19 protein-coding genes are annotated in these 20,770 nt (G+C 68.2%); 12 read left to right on the top strand and 7 right to left on the bottom strand.

The genetic code is table 11. The features are described from left to right. Positions 1 to 375: 375 nt before the first annotated feature. The 3 genes from G3I17_RS10320 to G3I17_RS10330 form a co-directional block, all read right to left on the bottom strand. A complete protein-coding gene (locus G3I17_RS10320) occupies positions 376 to 2,250 on the bottom strand; it encodes an HNH endonuclease signature motif containing protein (protein WP_164595739.1) in 1,875 nt (624 codons plus the stop codon). 112 nt (positions 2,251 to 2,362) lie between these two features. Further along, positions 2,363 to 3,508: a hypothetical protein gene (locus G3I17_RS10325; protein WP_164595740.1), complete on the bottom strand. Its 1,146-nt coding sequence runs from the start codon at positions 3,506 to 3,508 to the stop codon at positions 2,363 to 2,365. Positions 3,509 to 3,516: 8 nt separating this feature from the next. Continuing rightward, positions 3,517 to 4,098: a hypothetical protein gene (locus G3I17_RS10330; RefSeq protein WP_164595741.1), complete on the bottom strand. Its 582-nt coding sequence runs from the start codon at positions 4,096 to 4,098 to the stop codon at positions 3,517 to 3,519. A 197-nt stretch (positions 4,099 to 4,295) separates the two neighbouring features. Between G3I17_RS10330 and G3I17_RS10335 the strand changes: the two genes are divergently transcribed. Genes G3I17_RS10335 through G3I17_RS10345 form a run of 3 tightly spaced genes read left to right on the top strand, consistent with a single transcriptional unit; the run spans position 4,296 to position 8,167 of the window. After that, a complete protein-coding gene (locus G3I17_RS10335; protein WP_164595742.1) occupies positions 4,296 to 5,480 on the top strand; it encodes a cystathionine gamma-synthase in 1,185 nt (394 codons plus the stop codon). Then, positions 5,477 to 6,847 carry a glutamate mutase L gene (locus G3I17_RS10340; RefSeq protein ID WP_164595743.1) on the top strand — a complete coding sequence of 457 codons (1,371 nt, stop codon included), beginning with the start codon at positions 5,477 to 5,479 and terminating at the stop codon, positions 6,845 to 6,847. The genes G3I17_RS10335 and G3I17_RS10340 overlap by 4 nt, the downstream gene beginning before the upstream one ends. Before the next feature lie 30 nt (positions 6,848 to 6,877). Next, entirely contained in the window at positions 6,878 to 8,167 is a 1,290-nt protein-coding gene (locus tag G3I17_RS10345) for an AI-2E family transporter (protein WP_164595744.1), read from the top strand. Between the two features lie 53 nt (positions 8,168 to 8,220). On the opposite strand, the gene G3I17_RS10350 is transcribed toward G3I17_RS10345, so the two are convergent. Together G3I17_RS10350 and G3I17_RS10355 are read right to left on the bottom strand one after the other, a co-directional pair. Beyond that, complete coding sequence (locus tag G3I17_RS10350; protein ID WP_164595745.1) at positions 8,221 to 9,840, bottom strand: MDR family MFS transporter; 1,620 nt, start codon at positions 9,838 to 9,840, stop codon at positions 8,221 to 8,223. Beyond that, the gene (locus G3I17_RS10355; RefSeq protein ID WP_203589996.1) at positions 9,837 to 10,379 is read right to left on the bottom strand and encodes a MarR family transcriptional regulator; all 543 of its coding nucleotides are present in this window, start codon (positions 10,377 to 10,379) and stop codon (positions 9,837 to 9,839) included. The genes G3I17_RS10350 and G3I17_RS10355 overlap by 4 nt, the downstream gene beginning before the upstream one ends. Positions 10,380 to 10,524: 145 nt before the next feature. On the opposite strand from G3I17_RS10355, the gene G3I17_RS10360 reads away from it, so the two are divergent. From G3I17_RS10360 to G3I17_RS10375, 4 genes are read left to right on the top strand one after another with little or no spacing between them, the layout of a single operon-like run. Further along, complete coding sequence (locus tag G3I17_RS10360) at positions 10,525 to 11,283, top strand: SDR family oxidoreductase (protein WP_164595746.1); 759 nt, start codon at positions 10,525 to 10,527, stop codon at positions 11,281 to 11,283. A gap of 54 nt (positions 11,284 to 11,337) precedes the next feature. Next, positions 11,338 to 12,285 carry an ATP-binding cassette domain-containing protein gene (locus G3I17_RS10365; RefSeq protein WP_164595747.1) on the top strand — a complete coding sequence of 316 codons (948 nt, stop codon included), beginning with the start codon at positions 11,338 to 11,340 and terminating at the stop codon, positions 12,283 to 12,285. After that, positions 12,285 to 13,070 carry an ABC transporter permease gene (locus tag G3I17_RS10370; RefSeq protein WP_164595748.1) on the top strand — a complete coding sequence of 262 codons (786 nt, stop codon included), beginning with the start codon at positions 12,285 to 12,287 and terminating at the stop codon, positions 13,068 to 13,070. The genes G3I17_RS10365 and G3I17_RS10370 overlap by 1 nt, the downstream gene beginning before the upstream one ends. Further along, positions 13,070 to 13,873, top strand: coding sequence for an ABC transporter permease (locus G3I17_RS10375; RefSeq protein ID WP_164595749.1), 804 nt, complete (start codon positions 13,070 to 13,072; stop codon positions 13,871 to 13,873). The genes G3I17_RS10370 and G3I17_RS10375 overlap by 1 nt, the downstream gene beginning before the upstream one ends. Here the strand turns inward: G3I17_RS10375 and G3I17_RS10380 are convergent. Then, the gene (locus G3I17_RS10380) at positions 13,866 to 15,143 is read right to left on the bottom strand and encodes an aminoglycoside phosphotransferase family protein (RefSeq protein ID WP_164595750.1); all 1,278 of its coding nucleotides are present in this window, start codon (positions 15,141 to 15,143) and stop codon (positions 13,866 to 13,868) included. The two genes, G3I17_RS10375 and G3I17_RS10380, sit on opposite strands and share 8 nt — an antisense overlap. A 109-nt stretch (positions 15,144 to 15,252) precedes the next feature. Between G3I17_RS10380 and G3I17_RS10385 the strand changes: the two genes are divergently transcribed. From G3I17_RS10385 to G3I17_RS10405, 5 genes are read left to right on the top strand one after another with little or no spacing between them, the layout of a single operon-like run. After that, positions 15,253 to 16,047 carry a hypothetical protein gene (locus G3I17_RS10385; RefSeq protein WP_164595751.1) on the top strand — a complete coding sequence of 265 codons (795 nt, stop codon included), beginning with the start codon at positions 15,253 to 15,255 and terminating at the stop codon, positions 16,045 to 16,047. A 43-nt stretch (positions 16,048 to 16,090) separates the two neighbouring features. Further along, positions 16,091 to 17,290, top strand: a complete 1,200-nt coding sequence (ilvA, locus tag G3I17_RS10390; RefSeq protein ID WP_343238271.1) for a threonine ammonia-lyase — start codon at positions 16,091 to 16,093, stop codon at positions 17,288 to 17,290. A gap of 10 nt (positions 17,291 to 17,300) precedes the next feature. Then, a complete protein-coding gene (locus tag G3I17_RS10395) occupies positions 17,301 to 18,641 on the top strand; it encodes an extracellular solute-binding protein (RefSeq protein ID WP_164595753.1) in 1,341 nt (446 codons plus the stop codon). Next, positions 18,638 to 19,516, top strand: coding sequence for a sugar ABC transporter permease (locus tag G3I17_RS10400; protein WP_164595754.1), 879 nt, complete (start codon positions 18,638 to 18,640; stop codon positions 19,514 to 19,516). Before G3I17_RS10395 ends, G3I17_RS10400 begins: the two co-directional genes overlap by 4 nt. Then, the gene (locus G3I17_RS10405) at positions 19,513 to 20,319 is read left to right on the top strand and encodes a carbohydrate ABC transporter permease (protein WP_164595755.1); all 807 of its coding nucleotides are present in this window, start codon (positions 19,513 to 19,515) and stop codon (positions 20,317 to 20,319) included. The genes G3I17_RS10400 and G3I17_RS10405 overlap by 4 nt, the downstream gene beginning before the upstream one ends. On the opposite strand, the gene G3I17_RS10410 is transcribed toward G3I17_RS10405, so the two are convergent. Further along, positions 20,320 to 20,745, bottom strand: a complete 426-nt coding sequence (locus tag G3I17_RS10410) for a MarR family transcriptional regulator (protein WP_164595756.1) — start codon at positions 20,743 to 20,745, stop codon at positions 20,320 to 20,322. Positions 20,746 to 20,770 lie beyond the last annotated feature (25 nt).

The following is a 20,770-nucleotide window of genomic DNA, read 5'->3' on the forward strand; positions in this document are numbered from 1 at the left end:
AGCAGGATCGTCATCGGAGTTGTCGAGCCGTGTTCGGAACACCACGCCGGACGGTAGGTCCTTGGAGACCGTCGCATTCGCGAACGCCCGGGCTGCCTCCGCCGACGCGGCCAACAGCGCGGCGAACAGATGTCGAGCCGCGGCGAACAGGTTCCGAGCCGGGCGAACGGATCCTGAGCCGGGCGAAGATGTCGAGCCGGGCGAAGAGATGCCGAGGCGCGGCACGGAGCTATCGGTCAGCCGGGTGTCGGTCGCCATGAGAACGCCTCCGCCGAGCCCATGCCGGAGGTCGGCTGCCGATCGACGGGTCGGTGGCTGGAGGGACATCATCGATCGGTATGACGAACGTTGGCCAGGCGCCGGGCGCGATGCTGGTTACTGCCGGTCGGCTGGGCGGGTTCCGCGGTGGTCGACGATGAATTTGAAGCCGTGGCGGGTGGTCCATTCGAGGGCGTCGTCGTTTAGGCGGTGTACTTGCCAGCCGCCGTGGGTTTTGACCCGGTGGCTGAATCGCCTTAGCGGGATGAGGTTGTCGGTGTTTGTTTGTTTTGGTGGGCCGTTGGGTTTGAAGGGTTTGATGTGGTCGAGGTCGGTGGCGTGGCTGCTTTCGCCGGTGCCGTAGATGAATTGTTCTGCTGGGTAGCGGAGTTTGATTCGTTCGCGGATGCGCTGGGGGATCTCGTAGGAGTCGGCGGAGAGCTTGTCGTGGAGGTCGATGACGGGGCGGAGGGTGACGTGGCCGTGGCCGATGAGTTCTTCCAGTCGGGTGACCAGGACGGGGCCGAATCCTTCGACGCGCGCGACGCCTTCACCGGCGAGGAGGGTTTCGTCGGTGATGTGGAGGTAGAGCGTTGTTGGGTTCCCTGGCCGTCGGGCGGACTGGTTGTGGTCGGCGAGCTTCCCGATCAGCTCTCGGAGTGCTGCATTGCTCGGGTCGCGAGGTCCAGTGCAGGTGTCGGGCGGGGTGGAGGCTGCCTGCTCGTCGGTGCCAGGCATGTCGTCCCATGGCCAGCGCCCTGGGTGCGGATCCATTCGTGTCTCTTCCGGGGCAGAAGCACCAGAGGTGGAGGACGCTCTGGAGGCAGCGGCAGACGGCGCGACGGCCGAGGCTGCGGGTGGCGCGGGTTCGGTGGGCGCTGTGGGCGAGGCAGGCTGGGCAGGTCCAGCCGGCCGGGCGGGGGTGTCGCCCGTGGCACGCTCCGCGGAAGCTGCAGACGGCGCAGGGGCGTCGGATGCGGCACCGGTGGGTGGGACAGGCCCGGTGGGCGACGCAGGCACGGTGGGGGCCTCGCGTTCCATCGGGGCCGCGGGGCCGGTGGCGGTCTTGGGGGCGGTGGGAGCCCCGGGCTCGGTGGGAGCCCCGGGCTCGGTGGCGGCGCTGGGCTCGGTGGGAGCCCCGGGCTCGGTGGTGGCGCTGGGCTCGGTGGGAGCCCCGGACACGGTGGCGGCACCGGGGTTGGTGGGGTTTGTGGTGGTGAGGTGGTGGGCTATCTGGAGGAGGTCGGCGGCTTGGGCGGGGTCGGCGAGGATGCCGATGGCTCGGGCTCGGCGTTCGTCTATCGAGGTGGTGTCGCCGTGGGCGGCGAGGATGGCGGCGATCTGGTTCAGGGTGGCCTGGAGACGGATCACGTGGCCGGTGGCGGCTTTGATGAACAAGGTGGTGGTGCCGTGGTCGTCGGTGCGGCCGGCCCAGACTCCTCGTTCGCGGGCCTGTTCTTCGGCGCGGGCGCGGGCGGTGACGGGGTCTGCTTCCCAGAGGGCGGCTTTGACGATGTTGTGGAGCCGCAAGGTGCTGAGGCTGTCGACGATGTCTGCGACGCGGCGGTCGACGATGCCGGCGGCTTCTTCGGACAGTTCCCTGCAGGCCGTCGCGATGTTGCAGGCTTTCCAGGCGGTGGCGTGGCCTGATTCGACCTGGGCCCAGATCCTGGGGAGGCGGTGGCGCAGGGCGAGGGCCTGGCCCATGTATTTGGCGGCCGAGGTGGTGGATCGGCCGATCATCACGCCGAACTCGGCCACCGCGAACTCGGCGACGCTCGGGCAGCCGGTACCGCCGTAGACCCTGCTCTGTTCCCCGCCGGGAACCAGTTCGTGGTCGGAGACGGTCGCTGTGCCGGGATGGAGGTCGGCGAAGTGCAGGCCGTGGCGCAGTATCTCGACATCGATCCAGTTGCGCTGGACGTGCAGCTCACCGACCGAGGAGAGCGTCTCCCGGGCCGTGTACTCACTGACATCAACTGACTCGAACATGCATTCGATTCTATGTCATATTCGAACGCCCGCCAAATTGCGAGAGAGTGGCATCAAGAGGGAAAACCCTTACAGGGCAGGAAATTAAGGGGTTCCCGGTGGTTCGGGTGGGTTAGCGCCCTTGGCTGTCTGGTTTGTGGTGTTTGTTGTGGGTGGGGGTGGCTTCGCCTTGGCCGGTGGTTGGTTGCTGGCTGCCTGGTTTTGGGGCGACTGCGCCGGAGGCGGGGGCCATGGCTGGGTCTGCGCCGGGGGTGCCGCCGTGGCGTTGCGGGGAGTTGCTCTGGGTCTGGGTCACCGGGCCTGAGTTGTTGTAGGCCAGCTGTACGCCGGTCATGCGGCCGGCCGGCGCTATCCCGTCGAAGGCGGCCGCGGACTCTGGTCCGCGGTGGTGGCCATCACCTGCTTCTTGAGTGGCGGTGGGCATCGGCACCGTGGTGTTGAGGCCGACGTGGACAGCCTTGGCCTGGGCTGCCTTCTGGGCGGCCAGGTCCGGAGTCTGCTGGGCAGCAGCAGCACCAGCAGCAGCGGCGGCGGTGGGTTGCGCGCCGCGGCCGGTCGGGTTCTGGCGGCGTTCGTTGTAGTCGGCGCGGAACTGCTCCGCCTTTCCCTTCGCGCTGTTCGCGCCGTCGCGTACGGCCTGGGTCCAGCGCGATGCGGTGTTCACCACGTTCGCCACTCGCTGGCCCGCGGATTGGCGGGGTGGCTGTGCGGCCACGGCCGCTGCGGATACCCGCGCCTGGGCGAAGTGGTGTTGTGCCGCCTGCTCGATACCGGCGCGCAGGGCTCCGCTCAGCTGGGAGTGGGAGAGCATGCTCAGATCCTGCTTGCTGACGCGGGAGTGGCCGATCCCTTGCCGTACGGCCGGGTCGATCCGCTTCACCTCACTCTTGGCCTGGGCGTAGGCCATCTGGAGAACGTGCTTGCCCTGGCGGATGTCCTTGCGCTCGGCCCGCCGGTTCGAGAGCTTCTTGAACGGGTTGCGGGTCCGCTGCGTCGCCGGGGTCGTCGCCTGGATCTGCGCGGCCGCCTGGGCGTTGAGTCGCTGGGCGAACCGCTCGTGGTCGGGGCCGTACAGGCCGTTGATATTGGCGTGCGCCAGGTGCTTCAGGTCGTTGCTGTTCAGCTTGGAGCGCCCGACGGCGGCCAGTACGGCCGGGTCCATCCGCTTCACGTCGCGCGCGGCCTGGGCGTACGCGGCCTTGAGTGTCCGGGTGCCTCGATTGGTCATCCGGCGCGGGGACGGGTTCGACAGGCTCATCGGATCTCCTAGTCGATGTAGACGGCGTAGTTGACCCCGACGGCCGTAGTCAGCGGCTCCTTGCTCGGCTTGGTGCTGTACAGCCGGTACTGCGCTCCCGGGCGCAGCCAGACCGCGAGGTGTCGACGCCCGGCGCCGGCACCCGGCTCCCACTCGTCATCGAACCCGTCAGCGCTGTCGTCGTTCACGTAGTCCGGCAGACCCCAGTACTTCGTCGCGAGCGCGAGGTGCTCCGGCCAGTGCGCGTCCAGCCCGGCCTCGGCGGCGGCGAGGTCGTCGGGACCGATCTCGTACGCCGACCAGCCGCTGTCCGGGCAGTCTGAGAAGGCCAGGCCGGCGAAGACGATCATCGTGATCCCGCGGCCGGTCGTGAACCCCCACGAAACCATCGCGTCGTCGATCACTTCGCCGGGCTCGAGCGGCCACGGCTTCCAGCTGGTCGCGGCCATCACGCGGTGGACGAGCGCCCGGACCACTGCCTCGCCGGAATCGTCGTCGTCCGGTCCCGCGATCGGAGCCCAGTCGGCGATCTCGGCCAGAGCGGCGATCGCCAGCTCGTCCTCGTCCAGCGACCTGTCCTGCGTCTTCATCCGCGAGATTCCTTCCGTGCGTCACTGCGCGTCGACCACCGAAACCGTAGGCCTTTTCCGGGGTCACTGCATCCGGTTGTCCACAGCCCAGCCAGAGGCAGGCCGGAGGCAACAAACCCAGGCAACCCAGGCAACAAACCCAGGCAACGATCACGGTCCCCCGGGCAGTTGTCTCGCGGCTGGGACGGGATTCCGGGATGGATGGGACCAGGCCGTACGCTGGTCCGGTGAACTCTGAACACTCCTACGGCTTCGAGACGCTTGCGATCCACGCCGGAAACGAGCCCGACCCGACCACCGGCGCGGTAGTACCGCCGATCTACGCGACCAGCACCTACAAGCAGGACGGTGTCGGCGGTCTGCGCAACGGCTACGAGTACTCCCGGTCGGCCAACCCGACCCGGACGGCGCTGGAGGAGTGTCTGGCCGCGATCGAGGCGGGCACCCGCGGGTTCGCGTTCGCGAGTGGGCTGGCGGCCGAGGACACCCTGATCCGCTCACTGTGCGTGCCGGGTGACCACGTGGTCTTCCCCGACGACGCGTACGGCGGCACCTTCCGGCTGTTCGCCAAGGTGCTCGGTGCCTGGGGTGTCGAGATGACGCCGGCGGCGGTGACGCACCCGGAGGCGATCCGGGCCGCGATCCGCCCGGGCAAGACCAAGGTGGTCTGGCTCGAGACGCCAACCAACCCGCTGCTGAACGTCGCCGACATCGCGATCGTCGCGCAGATCGCGCACGACGCCGGCGCGGTGCTCGTGGTCGACAACACCTTCGCCTCGCCGTACCTGCAGCAGCCGCTGGAGCTCGGCGCCGACGTGGTCGTGCACTCGACGACGAAGTACATGGGTGGGCACTCCGACGTGATCGGCGGCGCGCTGATCGTCCGCGACAGCGAGCTGGCCGACAAGATCGCCTTCCACCAGAACGCGATCGGCGCGATCGCCAGCCCGTTCGACTCGTTCCTGGTACTGCGCGGCATCAAGACGCTCGGCGTCCGGATGGACAGGCACAGCGACAACGCGGAGAAGGTCGTCGAGTTCCTGCAGCGGCACAAGGGCGTCACCTCGGTGCTCTACCCGGGCGTCGACGGTCACCCCGGCCACGAGACGGCCGCCAAGCAGATGAAGCGGTTCGGCGGCATCGTGTCGTTCCGGGTCACCGGCGGCGAGCCGCACGCGCTGGACATCTGCAACAAGGCCGAGGTCTTCACCCTGGGCGAGTCGCTCGGCGGTGTCGAGTCGCTGATCGAGCATCCAGGCAAGATGACGCACGCCTCCGTCGCCGGTACGCCGCTGGAGGTGCCGGCCGACCTGATCCGGCTCAGCGTCGGCATCGAGACGATCGACGATCTGCTGCAGGATCTCGACCGCGCGATGGCGTGACCCTGTGGGTGGCGGTCGACTTCGGGTCGACCTTCACTAAAGCGATCGCGGTGGACGCCGGCTCGGGTGACCTGGTCGCCCGGGCCGAACACCGCACCACCGTCGACAGCGACGTGATGGACGGCTGGCATGCCTGCCGTACTACGTTGCTGGCGGCGGACGCCGGGGTCGCCAAGGCCGACGTGCTGGCGTGTTCGAGCGCGGGCGGCGGTTTGCGGATCGGTGTCGTCGGCAACGAAGAGCTCGTCACGGCCGAGGCCGGCCGGCGGGTCGCGTTGTCGAGTGGTGGGCGAGTCGTTGCCGTGGTCAACGGCGGGCTGACGGCAACTTCTCTGAAAGCATTGCGGGCCGAGCGGCCCGATGTCGTACTGCTGCTCGGCGGTACGGATGGCGGCAACTCGGCGGTGATCGTCAACGCGGCCGCGGTGCTGGCGAAGTACAAGTGGCGGCGGCCGGTGGTTGTCGCGGGCAACCGTGACGCGCGGGGCGAGATCCGTGAGTTGTTGTCGGCGGCAAGGGTCCCGCATGTGCTCGCGGCGAACGTCGTGCCGGAGATCGGGGTGTTCGCGCCGGACGGGGCGCGGGCGGCGATCCGGGAGATGTTCCTGGCGCACGTGATCGGCGGGAAGAACCTCTCGCGCGATCCCGGTTTCGCGGCGATGGTCCGGGCAGCGACGCCGGACGTCGTACTGCGGGGGGTCGAGGTGCTGGCCGCGTTGCACGGGGACGTCGCGGTCGTGGACATCGGTGGCGCGACGACGGACGTGCACTCGGTGATCGAGCTCGACCCGGAGGACGCGAACCTCGGCCGTGAGGTGGTCGCGACCCATCCGGTGACGCGAACGGTCGAAGGCGATCTCGGGATGCGCTGGAGCGCAGTACCGGTGGTTGGTGCGGGAGTGGAGGCCGGGCTGCTCGAGGCCGGTACTGCGCTCGAGGCTGCTGCTGTGCGTCGGCATGAGGACCCGTCCTTCCTGCCGGGCGATGCGCTGGAGGCGTCGTACGACGAGACGCTCGCCCGGGTGGCGGCGACGGTCGCGTTGCGACGGCATGCGGGGCGGCAGCGGGTGGTGTTCGGGCCGGGTGGGCGGGTGATCGAGCGCTCCGGGAAGGACCTGCGCGAGGTCGATCTGCTGGTCGGATCCGGGGGAGTGCTGCGGCACAACGGGCCGGAGGTCGCGGCGCGGATCCTCGGTGGCATCTCGCAGGGCGCCCAGGAGGAAGGCTGGCTGGTACCAGCTGCCGCGACGACGTGTGTCGACTCCGACTACGTGCTCGCGGGTGTGGGATTGCTAGCGGAACTCGATCCGAAGGCGGCCGAAGGACTGGCCGCCAATATTCATGGAACCGCCGGAGCCGGGCACTAGTCTCAGGAGAACCTGAGACGCGGAGGTGTCATGAGCAAGCCGGACGAGCCGGTAGGGCAGGACAACTCGGCCGATGTGCCTGGAGTTGGTGTGCCTGAGGTCGGGCGGGACGAGGAGAGTCCGGTGGCGGACAACTCCGCCACTGACGGCGTCAGCGGGACCGTCGTGCCGACCGACGACCAGCACCTGGTCGCGGCGTCCAGCAAGGGGACGATCGACCTCGGGGTGACGCCGGGGATGCAGATCGCGAGTGCCTGGGCCTGGCGGTTCCTGGTGATCGTCGCGGCCGTGCTGGTGATCGCTTATGGAATGCGGTACCTGTCAGAGGTCGTCGTACCGGTCACGGTCGGCATCCTGCTCACGGCTCTGCTCGTGCCGGTGACCAATGCCTTGCAGCGGCTGCGGTTGCCGCGCGGTCCGGCCGCCGGGATCACCGTGATCACCACGATCGTCCTCGTGGCCGGCTTGCTCACGCTCGTCGGGACGCAGATCGCGAGCCAGTTCGACAAGCTGTCGGACCAGGTCGGCGAGGGGGTGCAGAAGCTGCGTGACCTGCTCCGGATCAACTTCGGGCTGACCGAGAAGGACATCACCGACTCGCTGAACAAGCTCCAGGACACCGTGATGAACGGTGGCGGGCTCGGCCAGCGCGCGGCCGAGGTCGGTACCACCGCGACCCATGTCGTCGCCGGGCTGTTCATCGCGCTGTTCTGCTTGTTCTTCTTCCTGTACCAAGGTCCGCAGATCTGGGCCTGGGTGGTGCGGCTGTTCCCGCGGCACGCGCGCGAGAAGGCCGACTCGTCCGGGCGCAAGGCGTGGGTGTCGCTGACCGCGTTCGTCCGGGCGACGATCATCGTTGCCGCGGTCGACGCGATCGGCATCTCGCTCGGCGCCGCGATCCTCGGGCTGCCGCTGGTGAGCGCGATCGGGATCCTGGTCTTCGTCGGCGCGTTCATCCCGGTGGTCGGCGCGTTCGTGAGCGGCATCGTCGCCGTACTGGTCGCGCTGGTCGCCAAGGGGCCGATCGTCGCGATCATCATGCTCGGCGTGGTGATCGGAGTGCAGCAGCTGGAAGCGCATGTGCTGCAGCCGTTCCTGCTCGGCCGGGCGGTCAGCGTTCACCCGCTGGCGGTCATCCTCGCGATCGCGACCGGAGTGGTGGTCGCAGGCATCGTCGGCGCACTGCTCGCGGTGCCGACAGCCGCGGTCCTCAACACCATCGTCAACCACCTGGCCGGCAACGACGTGGATCCAGAACCACCACGCCCGATCCCCCGCCGCCGCCCCCCGACTCCACGCGCCGAGCAACCCACAACCTGACCTGAAAAAGCAGCCGCCCCCGGGGGTTCCGGGGGCGGCTGCTTTGTTGGTTTCTAGTGCATCGAGGCGGCGGCTGAGGCTTCGAGGTTTTCGTCCTCGGGCTTCGCCTCGCCGTCGGAGCGGCCGGCGAGGCGCTGCTCCGGGGTGATCAGGGCGAGCACCAGGGCGATCGCCAGGAAGGGCAGCGAGACCAGGAACACGTCGTCCATGGCGTCGACCAGGCCGTGCAAGGCCCAGCCCTTCATCGGCTCCTGCAGGCTGTGCAGCACCGGCACGCTGTTGGCGGCCTTGGCGAGTCCGTCGACCATGCTCTGCGTGGCGTTCGGGACGATGTCTTTCAGGTGGACCTCCAGCCGGCTGGTCAGCACCGCGCCGTAGACGGCCGTACCGATCGCTCCACCCATCGAGCGGAAGAAGGTCATCGTCGAGGTCGCGGTCCCCATGTGCTGCCGGGGCACGCTGTTCTGCGCGGCGGTGACGGTGATCTGCATCGACAGGCCCAGCCCGCTGCCCATCACGAACATGTAGATCGCCAGGTGCCAGTACGGCGTGTCCATGCCGATCGTGGACAGCATCACCATCGCCGCACCGACCAGGATCGCCGAGATGATCGGGTAGATCTTGTAGCGGCCGGTCTTGCTCATCAGCTGGCCGCTCGGGATCGAGGCGGCGAAGATACCGACGATCATCGGCAGCAGCGCCAGGCCCGACCGGGTCGGGGACAGGTCCTTGACGGCCTGCAGGTACAGCGGCAGGAAGATCAGCGCGCCGAACATGGCGAAACCGAGCAGGAACGCGAACCCGGCGTACCCGGAGAAGATCCGGCCCTTGAACAGGTCCATCGGGATGATCGGCTCGGACACCCGCAGCTCGACCAGGACGAAGGCGACGGCGAGGACGACCGAACCGATCAGCAGCGCGAGCGTGGTGCCGTTGCCCCAGCCGTTCTGCGGCCCGGACCAGGAGACGGCGAGCAGCAGGGTGGTGACGGCGCCGGTGACGATCGCCGCACCGAGGTAGTCGATCTTGTGGCTGCGCTTCACGTGCGGCAGCTTGAGGACGGCGGCGACGATGCCCAGGGCAACCAGGCCGATCGGCAGGTTGATCCAGAAGATCCAGCGCCAGCCGGGACCGTCGGTGAGCACGCCGCCGAGCAGCGGACCGGCCACCGAGGACAGGCCGAACACGGCACCGAAGTACCCCATGTACTTACCACGCTCGCGCGGCGGGATCACGTCGCCGATGGTGGCGAAGGCGAGTGACATCAGACCGCCGGCGCCCAGCCCCTGGACGGCGCGGAAGCCGATCAGCATCTCGATGTTCTGCGACAGGGCCGACAGGACCGAACCGGCCAGGAAGGTGACGATCGCCGCGATGAACAGCGGGCGGCGGCCGTACAGGTCGGAGATCTTGCCCCACAGCGGAGTGGAGGCGGTCGAGGTCAGCAGATAGGCCGTGACGACCCAGGACAGCTTGTCGAGGCTGTTGAACTCGCTGACGATCTGCGGCAGCGCGGTACCGACGATGCTCTGGTCGAGTGCGGCCAGGAACATGCCGGCCATCAGGCCGCCGAGGATCACCAGGATCTGCTTGTGGGACAGGTAGTTCGGAGTATCGGAATCGGGCGGTGTAGCGCCGCCGCCGCCGGCGACGGCGGGCTCAGTGGTGCTCATGCTTGGTTCTCCACGTTCTGTGTGTTCTTAAGGCGTTCTGCGGCCGCGGCTGAAGCCCACCCCTTGTCGGCCCAGCCCTTGCCTGTGTCGCGCTCGTCGACGAGGTTGATCACGCCATCGGCGAACCGTGTCATCAACTTCTCGAAGGTCTCGATGTCCTGCTCGGTCCAGCCGTCCATCGCCTGGGAGAGCAACTCCATCCGGCGCTTGGAGGCGGCTTCCCACTCCGCCGTGCCCTGCTCGGTCAGCTCGACCCGGAAGGCGCGCCCGTCGTCCGGATCCGCTGAGCGGCGGAGAAGACCCGCCTGCTCGAGCGCCCGGACGTGGCGACTGGCCGTGGATGCGTCGAGCTCCATCCGGGCGGCCAGGTCGGACAACCGCAGTGCCCCGTTGCACCGCAGGACGAACAGCACCAGGTGGGCGCTGTGGTCGATCGTGTCGCCGGCCTGCTTCGACTTCAGCCGGCGGCCGATCCGGGTGAAAGCGTGCAGAACGCCCTCCACCGGCGTCTGCGGCACCCATCCCTCATTTACATGCATGGTGCAAGCATATACATGCTTGCGTGATACACGCAAATGAGTTTCCAGAGTCGATGAGTGAGCCGCAACTCATTGTCAAGCTGTCACCAGCCGGTTACGCACAGGCATCCAGCGACAATGGGCGGACCTGATCGAGGAGGACGGCATGCAGCAGGTGGCGGTGGTGACCGGTGGGGGATCCGGGCTCGGGCGGGAGATGGCGCTCGCGCTCGCGGCGGCCGGCTTCCAGGTGACGGTGACCGGGCGGACGGAGGCGAAACTCCGCGAGACGGCCGAGGCCGCCGCCGGGGTGGCCGCGGTCGGTGCGGCAGGCGTGGGGGAGGTGCGGACGGCAGTACTGGATGTGGTGGATGGCGCTGCCGTCGCTGCCTTCTTCGGGTCGCTGGAGCGGATCGATCTGCTGGTCAACAACGCGGGGACGGGCGCGCCGTCAGCCGCAGTACAGGACGTGACGGAGGAGGACTGGCGTCGGGTCGTGGACACCAACCTGACGGGGTCGTTCCTCTGCGCGCAGGCTGCCTTCGCGCTGATGCTGCGGCAGCAGCCGTCGGGTGGGCGGATCATCAACAACGGGTCGATCTCGGCACACACCCCGCGGCCGAACTCGATCGCGTACACGGCCTCGAAGCACGCGATCAGCGGGTTGACGAAGTCGCTGGAGCTGGAAGGGCGCGCGCACGGGATCACCTGTGGACAGATCGACATCGGCAACGCGGCCACCTCGATGACCGCGAAGATGGGCGCGGGGGTACTGCAGCCGGACGGCTCGATCGCGGTGGAGCCGACCTTCGACCCGAGGATCGTCGCCGACTTCGTGGTCCGGATCGCGCAGCTGCCGACCGATGTCGCGGTGCCGACGCTGATGGTGATGGCCGCCGGGATGCCGTTCGTGGGGCGGGGCTAGGACGGCTCCCGAATCGACAAGGGGATTGTCGGTGGGGCGGTCTAGGGTCGGAGGGTGGAGGAGCTGCGGGAGTCGTTGGTGCGGGCGCGGGGGTTGCGGAAGTCCTACGGGGACTTCGAGGCCGTCGCGGGGATCGACCTGGACGTCTGGAAAGGGGAGGCCTTCGGGTTCCTCGGGCCCAACGGCGCGGGCAAGTCGTCGACGATGCGGATGATCGGGGCGGTCTCGCCGGTCAGCGGTGGCGAGTTGCGGATCCTCGGGATGGATCCGGGCGCCGACGGCCCGGCGATCCGGGCGCGGCTGGGGGTGTGCCCGCAGGACGACACGCTCGACGTCGAGCTGTCCGTGCACGAGAACCTGACGGTCTACGGCCGGTACTTCGGGCTGAGCCGGGCCGAGTGCCGGGAGCGCGCCGACGAGCTGCTCGAGTTCGTCGCGCTGACCGAGAAGGCCAAGGTCAAGGTCGACGAGCTGTCGGGCGGGATGAAGCGGCGGCTGACGATCGCCCGGTCGCTGGTGAGCAAGCCCGACCTGTTGCTGCTGGACGAGCCGACCACCGGGCTGGACCCGCAGGCGCGGCATCTCCTCTGGGACAAGCTGTTCCGGCTCAAGCAGGACGGCGTCACGCTCATCATCACCACGCACTACATGGACGAGGCCGAGCAGCTGTGCGACCGGCTGGTCGTGATGGACGCCGGCAAGATCGCCGCCGAGGGGTCGCCGGCCGAGCTGATCCGGGACTACTCGACCCGCGAGGTGACCGAGCTCCGGTTCGGACCGGAGGTGATGATCGCCGACCACGACGCGCTCGCGGGCAAGGTGGCCGACCTCGCGCAGCGGATCGAGGTACTGCCCGACCGGCTGTTGCTCTACACCGATGACGGTGAGCGCGCGGTCGCGGCCGTGCACGAGCGGGGGCTGCAGCCGGCGGCCGTGCTCGTCCGCCGGTCGACGCTGGAAGACGTGTTCCTGCGGCTGACCGGCCGGACGCTGGTCGACTGATGGCCGTCCTCGTGGTGGAGAACGGCCGTCGCCAGCTCGACTATTGGCTCACGGTCTACAAGCGCACCTGGAAGGGCAGCCTGGTCACCAGTTTCCTGCTGCCGCTGCTCTACCTGGCCGCGATGGGGATCGGGCTCGGCTCGTTCGTCGACAGCAACGGCTCGGGTGCGCTCGGGGGCGTCAGCTACCTGCAGTTCATCGCACCGGGGTTGCTCGCCGCGACCGCGCTGCAGATCGCGGTCGGCGAGTCGACGTACCCGGTGATGGGCGGGATCAAGTGGCACAAGACCTACTTCTCGATGGTCTCGACGCCGCTGCGGCCGGCCGACGTGATGTACGGGCAGCTTGCCTTCATCGCCTTCCGGGTCGTCACCACCTGCGCAGTGTTCGTCGCGGTGATCGCCGCGTTCGGTGGGCTGAAGACGGCCTGGGGTGTGCTCGGCCTGCCGGTCGCCCTGCTCGTCGGGATGGCCGTCTCGGCGCCGGTCTGCGCGTTGGCGGCCGGGCTCGACAACGACTCCGGCTTCGCGATGATCTACCGGTTCGGCGTCGTCCCGGCGTTCCTGTTCTCCGGCGCGTTCTTCCCGGTCTCGCAACTGCCGGACTGGATCGAGTGGCTCGCGTACCTGAGCCCGTTGTGGCACGGCGTCGAGCTGTCGCGTGACCTCAGCCTCGGCACGGTCGAGCTGCTGCCCGCGCTCGGCAACCTCGCCTACCTGGCGGCGTGGTTCGCCGTCGGCACCTGGCTCGCGGTGCGCGCCCTGACCCGGAGGCTGATCAGCTGATGGCGACCCTCACCGCCCGCGTCGTACCATTGCCGATCAGGCCCGGCAACGGCCGCACCCTGGTCGAGCGGAACTTCCTGGTCTACCGCCGGTCCTGGATCGTCTTCGTCTCCGGCTTCTTCGAGCCGGTCTTCTACCTGCTCTCGATCGGCGTCGGCGTCGCCCAGCTGGTCGGCGACTTCACCCTGGCCGACGGCACCGTGATCGGGTACGCCGCGTTCGTCGCGCCGGCGATGCTGGCCAGCTCGGCGATGAACGGCGCGATCTTCGACTCGACGTACAACATCTTCTTCCGGATGAAGTACGCCAGACTGTACGACTCGATGCTCGCCACTCCGCTGCGGCCGTGGGACGTCGCGACCGGCGAGGTGACCTGGGCGTTGCTGCGAGGCGCGTGTTACTCGGCGATGTTCATCCTGGTGATGCTCGCGCTCGGGCTGGTCCAGTCCTGGTGGGCGCTGCTCGCGCTACCGGTGGCGGTGCTGCTCGGGTATGCGTTCGCCGGCGCGGGGATGGCGCTGACCACGTTCATGCGGAGCTGGCAGGACTTCGAGTTCGTGCAGCTGGCGACGATGCCGATGTTCCTGTTCTCGGCGACCTTCTATCCGATCGAGACCTACCCGGGCTACATCCGCTGGCTGGTCGAGATCACTCCGCTCTACCAGGGCGTCGCCCTGGAACGCGCCCTCACCACCGGCGCGGTCAGCTGGACCCTGCTGATCAACGCCCTGTACCTCGCGGTGATGGGTACTGCGGGCATGTACGTCGCCTCCCGCCGCCTCGGCAAACTCCTCCTCAAGTAAGCAGACCGCGCAACCACCCGGTGGCGCCACGGACCATGGCCTCGGCGCTCGGCCCGGACACGTGGTCGGACAGATGCAGCGAGGTCATCGTCTGGTGGAGCGCGCCCAGCTCCTCGGCCAACTCGAGTGCCCGACACAGCGAAGCAGGCGAGGCATAGGTCTCCCACTCGGCCAGGTAGGCGTCCTTCAATCGTGGATCGGTCGAGATCGGCGACCGCTTCTCGACGAAGGTGACCAGGTCGAGGAACGGATGCGACACCGCCGCGTCGGTCCAGTCGAAGGCGAGCACCTTGCCATCCCGTACTGCGAGATTGCGCGGATGCAGATCGCCATGCAGCAGCGTCTCCGGTACGCCGATCGCCGCCAGCTCGCTGATTGCCTCACGCAACTGATCGGCCCGCTGCGGCAGCTTCGCGCGCTCGGCGGGCTCTAGTCGCTCGGTCGCCGGGTTCGGCCCGAAGAGCCGGTCGAGCTCGCGATCCAGCACCGTCAGCCGTCGATCGACGCAGCTGAACGACAGCAACCGATCCGCCTCATCCGCGAAGCTGCGCTGCAACCGCGCATGCCCCCGCAAGGAGTCGATCCACAGCGAGACGTCTGGCTCCCGAGCCAGCGCCGGACCGAGATCGGGAAGCAGCATCCAGGCGCGCTCCTCGTCGATCGCCAGTGGAGCGGGCACCTCGCCGGGCCGCGCCTCGGACAACCTCTGGAGCAACAGCGGCTCATGCGCGAACAGCAGCGGCAACGCGTCGGCCCGAGCCGGCCGAATCGTGCTCGAATGGGCAAGCGCCTTGAAGTACACGTCGCCCTTGGTGGTCGGGCAGCGCAGCACGTTCGACAATCCCCACGACCGCACCTGATCCGGTACACCGGTCCGCGGGGTGCCCGCCGCAGCGAGCTGCTCGTCGATCCACGGCATCGCCTCGGCGTACCAGTCCGGCCTCGTCCAAGCAGGCGTCACGGGAGAGTCTGTGGGCAACGCAAGATGCGTGCGCGCGGCCTCGACCAGTGGGTGGTCGAAAGACGAAACCCACCGCGCCTCAGGCGGGACAGAGCCGATGCTCACCATCAGGTAGGCCGTCTTGCCCGGCCGGTCGTCGAGACACGTCAGTACGCACGCCTCGATCCCCAGCTGCTCGCGCAACGCCCGCACCGGGGCATCGACATCGAAGAACCAGAACTCGTCCGCGACCGATACCTCGGGAAGCCCAGAAGGCAACACCAGAAGGGTTTCGCCGTCCGGACCCACCACCACCGCCGTGACTCTCACAGCACCTCCCGTCACCGTTCGCAGCGTACTTGGTGAACGTTTTCCGGCGTACCGAATTACTCCTGGTAGCTGACCGCAACCATTCGGTCGCGCGGTGCGTCCGAGCTCTATGTTCAAAGCTTTCAGAGCGCGGATGCGCCGGATCAAGGATCAGCTGGCCTTGCTGGAGCAGCTGAGAGCACCACTCGAAGAACTGCCCGGTGGCCAGCACCAGTGGATCCAGGACTCGATGGACTGGTTCGTCGAGCAGTTCGGGCGCGACGTCCTGAGGCGCCCGATCGCCCTGCCCTCCACCTTCATCCCGGCCGGGTACGACGGCTCGGAGGCGGCGGCGCGCGAATTGTTCGAGCAGGTCCGAGAGTGGATGGGGGTGCCGGCCGGACAGCTCGCGGTGCGCTTCGACCTGGACGATCTCGACCCTGGGCTCGTCCGGACCAGGCCGAGGCCCGAGCTGGCCGGCGCGACCAGGCTGCGCTTTGGACTGTGGGTGCCGGGCAAGAACGGGAACACCGTCTACTCCAGCGCACGGCTGCTCGGTGAGCCGACCGTCCTGGTGGCGAACTTCGCCCACGAGATCGGCCACGAACTGCTGGTCGGCGCCCGCCGGATCAGCAGCGCCCGGCCGGACCAGGAGTCGCTGACCGATCTGCTCGCGGTCTTCCAGGGCTTCGGCATCTTCCTGGCCAACGCATCCTTCGGCCAGCTGCCCGGTGGCGAGCGCAACGCCACGATGGCGATGTTCTACCTCCGCGAACGCGCCCTCAGCGACGCCCTCGCGTACTACGCCTTCCGCCAGGACGTCCAAGAGGTCCCGCCCTGGGAGGACGAGCTCGACTGGCCGGTACGGATCGGCCTGGTCGCCAGGCTGGAAAAACTCCAGGACGCGGCACAGCCAGGTAAATAAGCACCCATAACAGCCAGTCGCGCCTAATGTGGGAGAGGTGAGCATCACTGCGGCTGAGATTGCCCGGGCAGCGGATCTGTTGCACGACGTGGTGGCGCCGACCCCGCTGGAGTACTCGCGCTGGTTGAGCGACCTCGTCGGCGGCGACGTGTTCCTCAAGTGCGAGAACCTGCAGCGGACCGGCTCGTTCAAGCTGCGCGGCGCCTACGTCCGGATGGCCCGGTTGTCGAAGAAGGAGCGCGCGCAGGGCGTGGTCGCGGCGAGCGCCGGGAACCACGCGCAGGGGGTCGCGCTCGCGGCGCAGCTGCTCGGGATCAAAGCGACGGTGTTCATGCCGCACGGCGCGCCGATCCCCAAGGAGAAGGCGACCCGCGCGTACGGCGCCGAGATCCGCTTCGTCGGTACGTCGATCGACGACTGCCTGACCGCGGCGCGCGAGTTCGAGGCGGAGACCGGGGCGATCCTGATCCATCCGTTCGACCACCGCGACATCGTCGCCGGGCAGGCGACCACCGGGCTGGAGATCGTCGAGCAGTGCCCGCAGGTACGGACCGTCGTCGTACCGACCGGTGGCGGCGGCCTGATCGCGGGGATCGCGCTCGCGATGCAACGCGACGGGATGCCGATCGAGGTCGTCGGCGTCCAGGCGAAGGGCGCCGCGGCATACCCCGAATCCTTGCGCCGGGGCGAGCCCGTGCAGCTCGGCAAGATGGTCACGATGGCCGACGGGATCGCGGTCGGGCTGCCCGGTACGGTGCCGTTCGCCGCGATCCAGCAGCACGTCAGCGGCGTACTGACCGTCGACGAGAACTCGTTGTCGAAGGCACTGCTGCTGATCCTCGAACGCGCCAAGCTGGTGGTCGAGCCTGCGGGCGCGGCCGCCGTGGCCGCAGTACTGGACGACCCGAAGCGGTTCAAGCCACCGGTCGTCGTGGTGCTGTCCGGCGGCAACATCGACCCGCTGCTGCTGATGCGGGTGATCCGGCACGGCATGGCCGCGGCAGGCCGGTACCTGTCGCTGCGGGTCCGTATCCCCGACACCCCGGGCGGGCTGGCGACGCTGCTCGGCCGGCTCGCCGAGGTGGAGGCCAACATCATCGAGGTGCTGCACGAGCGCATCTCGGAAACGCTCAACCTGGACGAGGTCGAGGTCGCGTTGCAGCTCGAGACCCGGGGTGAGGACCACCGCGCGCGGGTGTTGGCGAGTCTGAGCACCAATGGGTACACGTACACGCTCAACTGAGGAGTCCCCAGTGAAGGTCCCAGTCGCTCTTGCCACCGCAGCTCTGTTGCTGACAGCAGCCTGTACGCCGGGCTCCGACAACCCGGGTGGGGCCGCGAGCGCGCCCAGCACGGTGAAGACCGACGCGGCCGCACTGGGCGACGTGTCGCTGACCGTCTGGGACCAGGAGGTCCGCGGTGGCCAGGCGGCGCAGATGGCCGAGCTCAACAAGCAGTTCCAGGCGAAGTACCCGAATATCAAGCTCAAGCGCGTCTCGCGGTCCTTCGACGACCTGAAGACGACGCTGCGGCTCGCGTTGTCCGGCAATGACGCGCCGGACGTAGTACAGGCGAACAACGGGCGCTCGGACATGGGGGAGTTCGTCAAGGCCGGGCAGCTGGTTCCGCTGGACAAGTGGGCGGACGCCTACAAGTGGAAGGACCGCTATCCGGCGTCGGTGCTGCAGTACTCGCGGTACTCCGAGGACGGCAAGACCTTCGGCGAGGGCAACCTCTACGGCATGCCGCAGGTCGGCGAGGTCGTCGGCATCTACTACAACAAGACCAAGCTCGCCGCGCTCGGGCTGGAGCCGCCGAGGACCTGGGGTGACTTCGAGAACGCGCTGGGCAAGGCGAAGGCGGCCGGCGAGCTGCCGATGCAGTTCGGCAACCTCGACAAGTGGCCGGCCATCCATGTCTTCGGCACCGTGCAGGACAAGAACGTGCCGGCCCAGCAGATCACCACGCTCGCCTTCGGGCGGCCGGGCGCTTCCTGGAAGACAACGGAGAACACGAAGGCCGCTGAGACTTTGGTGTCCTGGGTGGACAAGGGCTACTTCAACCAGGGCTTCAACGGGCAGGGGTACGACCCGGCCTGGCAGGACTTCGGCAAGGGCAAGGGGCTGTTCCTGATCGCCGGCACCTGGCTGCAGGCCGACCTGCAGAAGGCGCTGGGCGACAAGGTCGGCTTCATGCTGCCGCCGGGTGTGTCTGCCGATGAGAAGCCGGTGGTGACCGGTGGCACCGGCCTGCCGTTCGCCGTGACCAGTAAGGCGAAGAACCCGGACGCGGCCGCGGCGTACCTCAACTTCATCACCAGCCAGGACGCGATGAAGGTCCTCACCAGCACGGGCAACCTGCCCATCGCGGACACCTCGGCACAGCAGGCGCCGGCCGGGCTCGCGGCCGACATCTTCACGGCCTTCGGTACGGCGGTCGGCAAGGAGGGGCTGGTCCCGTACCTCGACTACGCGACGCCGACGATGTACGACACCCTCGGTGCCGCGTTGCAGGACCTGCTCGCGAAGAAGGCGACCCCGCAGCAGTTCGTCGACAAGATCGAGGCCGACTACAGCAAGTTCTCCGGCAAGTGAGCTCACCGCCCGGCGAACCGCGCAAGATCGGCTATCTCTACATCCTGCCCGCGTTTCTCGTCTACGGAGCCTTCCTGCTCTATCCGCTCGGCCGGGCGGTTCACCTGTCCCTGTTCGAGTGGGACGGGATCTCACTCGGGAAGTTCGTTGGCCTGAGCAACTATGCCGACGTCGTCGCGGACGCCGGGCTGCGCGCGGCGTTCCTGCACGCGCTGGTGCTGATCATCTTCTACTCGGTACTACCGGTGGTGATCGGGCTGGCGCTGGCGTCGGTGCTGCAGCGGGCCAAGGTGCGCGGGCTGGGGTTCTTCCGGACCGTCGTATTCCTGCCGCAGGTGATCGCGATGGTGGTCGTCGCGGTCTCGTGGCGCCACATCTACGCGCCCGACGGGCCTTTGAACGACGTACTGCGCGCCATCGGGCTCGACTCGCTCGCCCGGGGCTGGCTGGGGGACTACACGTTCGCCTTGCCGGCCGTCGGGGTGATCGGGACGTGGTTCGAGACCGGGCTGGTCACCGTGTTGCTGCTGGCGGGGATGGCCCGGATTCCCCGCGAGCGGTACGAGGCAGCCAGGCTTGATGGGGCAGGCGCGTTTGCTGAGTTCTTCGCTGTCGTGCTGCCCGCAGTACGGGGTGAGATCGCCGTCGCGGTGACGTTGACGGTGATCGCGGCACTGCGCACTTTCGACCTGGTCTACGTCACGACGAGTGGTGGGCCGGGGAATTCGACCAGCGTTCCGTCGTACGAGGTCTATCACCGGGCCTTCGAGCTCGGCCAGGTCGGTTCGGCGGCGGCGATCGGGGTCTGCCTGACGGTGCTGATCTTCGTGATCACACTGGGCGTCAACCGGCTGGCGGATCGGGGTACGGCGTGAGGGCGCCGCTGGCCGAGCGGGTCGGCAACTATCTGCTGCTGATCGTCTTCGGGCTCTTCGCGCTCGGGCCGATCGTGACGATCCTGGTCTCGGCGCTCGGGCCGGACGACGGCGGCAGCGGGTCTTCAGGGTTCGGCAACTTCGGCAAGGCGTGGGAGATCGGGCACTTCGGCAGCTACCTGCGGACCAGCGTCGCCGTCTCGGTGTCGGTGGTCGTGGTGAGTGTCCTGCTGTCCGTGCTGAGCGGATACGCGTTCGGCACGATGCGGTTCCGCGGCGCCGGGGTGCTGTTCTACCTGTTCCTGCTCGGCATCATGATGCCGACCGAGGCGATCGTGGTCCCGCTGTACTTCGACCTGCGCTCGCTCGGGCTGACCGACACGTTCTGGGCGATCGCGTTACCGCAAGTGGCCCAATCGGTTGCCTTCGGCACCTTTTGGATGCGGGCCTACTTCCGGTCGTCGAGCCGGTCGCTGGTCGAGGCGGCAAGGCTGGACGGCGCTGGGCACTGGCGAACGCTGTGGCAGGTACTGGTGCCGCCCGCGCGTCCGGCGCTGGTGACGTTGATCGTGCTCGTCTTCATGTGGACGTGGAACGAGTTCCTGATCCCGCTGGTGATGGTGACGAGCGAGTCGCTGCGGACCGCGCCGTTGGGGCTGGCGTTCTTCTCCGGGCAGTACACGTCCGGGTTCACGCTGCTCGCGGCCGGCGCCGTGATCGTGGGCCTGCCGGTGGTACTCGTCTATGCGTTCCTGCAGCGCCACTTCATCGCGGGGATGCTGGAGGGCGCAGTACGGGAATAGCTACTGCGGCTCGCAGGACTTGAGCAGCGGAGAGTGCAGGCGCTCGGCCAGCACTCGGCGATGGGTCGGCGCCGCCTCAGTCTGCCGGATCAGGCCCTCGTCGGTCAGCCGGACGTTGACCGCGCGCCGGTCCTCATGGCACATCAGCCGCTCGACCAGGCCGGCCGTTTCCAGCCGGCCGATCACGCGCGACAGCGCGCTTTGGCTCAGGTGGACCGACTTGGCGATCGTCTGGACCTTCGCGGACTGCTCGGGGAGCTCGGCGAGGCGCTCCAGCACCTCGTACTCGCTCATGCCCAGGCCATGCTGCTGCAGCTCACGGTCGAGCGCACAACCGATATCGGCGTGCCGAGCCAGCAGCTCGCGCCATATGCGGACATCGGCGCTGACTTCACCAGTTGCAGCGCTGACCTTCGTCTCGGTCATGGAGGCGACGTTATCATGCATCTGC

The organism is Streptomyces sp. SID13031 (assembly GCF_010548305.1).
GTDB lineage: Bacteria > Actinomycetota > Actinomycetes > Propionibacteriales > Kribbellaceae > Kribbella.